Origin of the sequence: Corynebacterium sp. MSK122 (assembly GCF_030229435.2) — a bacterium.
GTDB classification, from domain to species: Bacteria; Actinomycetota; Actinomycetes; order Mycobacteriales; family Mycobacteriaceae; genus Corynebacterium; species Corynebacterium marquesiae.
Genome location: NZ_JASPHV020000053.1, coordinates 1 through 1,534, shown reverse-complemented (window position 1 = coordinate 1,534; position 1,534 = coordinate 1). Strand labels below are relative to the sequence as shown.

Annotated in this window: 1 protein-coding gene; it reads right to left on the bottom strand. The window is 57.0% G+C overall.

Annotated features, from left to right (window positions below; all coding sequences use genetic code 11):
* Positions 1-19: 19 nt before the first annotated feature.
* Entirely contained in the window at positions 20-1,249 is a 1,230-nt protein-coding gene (locus QP934_RS11390) for an IS110 family transposase (protein WP_005324630.1), read from the bottom strand.
* Positions 1,250-1,534: the final 285 nt, after the last annotated feature.

Genomic DNA, 1,534 nt, shown 5'->3' with positions numbered 1-1,534 from the left:
GTGATGCTCCTATGTTGTGTCAAGCTGATTTGAGAAGTTCTTCATAAGCCAACCTCAACTCCGGCAAAGGGCGCTTGCCGGTTTCGATATCACTGATTCTCGCCGGGGCACACCCGAGTTTTTCAGCAACCTGGGCTTGCGATAACTGCCTCTCGATCCGTCGAGCTTTGAGTTCATCAACCTCTACCTGGCCCGTTGGAAGAACGGCCTGACCCAAGCACAACACCCGGTAGACCTCCCTGACAATGGCGCGTTTCAGACACCGTAAGATCTCCTTTTTCGACAATCCTTCCTTGGTGCGTTTGGCTACGTAGTCCCTGGTGCGTTGGTCATGATGCATCCGCACCAACGCGATCCGATGCAACGCAGAATTCGCCCGACGATCACCACCCCGGTTGAGACGGTGCCGATGAGTCCGTCCAGAACTAGCCGGAATCGGTGCGGCCCCGCACAGATGAGCTAATGCTGCCTCGGAGTGAATCCGGCCTGGATTATCCCCCACACTGACAATCAGATCAGCAGCCACCACGGAACCACACCCAAATATCGAGGTCACATGCGGATTGATCATCTCAACCAGGATACTGATGTGTTTTTCCAGCTGCGTACCCTGTTTCTGTAAATCACGATAGGTGGTGGCTAATGTCTTCAACGCGAGGAGCACCCCATTTCTGGGGTCGGCCAGGTCAGCTGATGGTCGGCACCGGGACAAGGCCTCCACCATGACCAATGTGGACATCGCACTATAGCGGCGTCGAATCTCATCGGGTGCTGTGACCAGCAACGATTTGATCGTTGTCATCAGTTTCGCTGCTGTCATCACGAGCTGACGGCGGGTGATCTGCAACCCACGGAGGGATTCCACTGGCCCGGAAGTGTCTTTCGGGATGCTTAAGGCTTCCCCGGTGAGCACCTGGCGGGCGGCAGCGACAGCATCAACGGGGTCTGATTTGCCGTCCCGGCGTCGAACGGCCCGGGTAGGGCGTAAGACTTCTACGACTGAGTATTTCTGGGTGCGAAGGTGGCGTGTCAGGCCTGCTCCATAGGAGCTGGTTCCTTCCACACCGACGGTGGTGACACCGTAGGTTGCCATGAACTCTGAAATCGCCACGTAGCCAGGGTTGGTGGCGGGGAAGGTGTCGGTGGCGATGTGCCGGCCGGTGTCCGAAATAACGGCAACAGTGTGGGTATCGGTGTGGGTGTCGATTCCGGCAACGGGGCCGGTGGGGCAGTCGAAAGTGGTAGACATTGGGGATCAGGTCCTGTCTGTGAGCAAACGTGCGGGTGACCCGCGATCCGGGGTTTCCGGGCAGACAAGACGCTGATGGGACGACTACACTAGACACCTGCCGGGGTGGTCACGGTGGAGACGTCACGCTCCTATAAGGTCATGGGCGGATTCACCAGATTGCGGTACAGGGTCGGAACTAACATGGAAGACAGATCACGCTGAAGGCACATGAGGAGATCATGGCCAGTCAAGAAGTGGGTCATTCCACGTGGTTCCGATCCTGTATTCCCATTATCAGCGTCA

Bases quoted from the DNA above. Each gene is read 5' to 3' on its own strand.
- QP934_RS11390 (WP_005324630.1), bottom strand. From the start codon at position 1,249: ATGTCTACCACTTTCGACTGCCCCACCGGCCCCGTTGCCGGAATCGAC.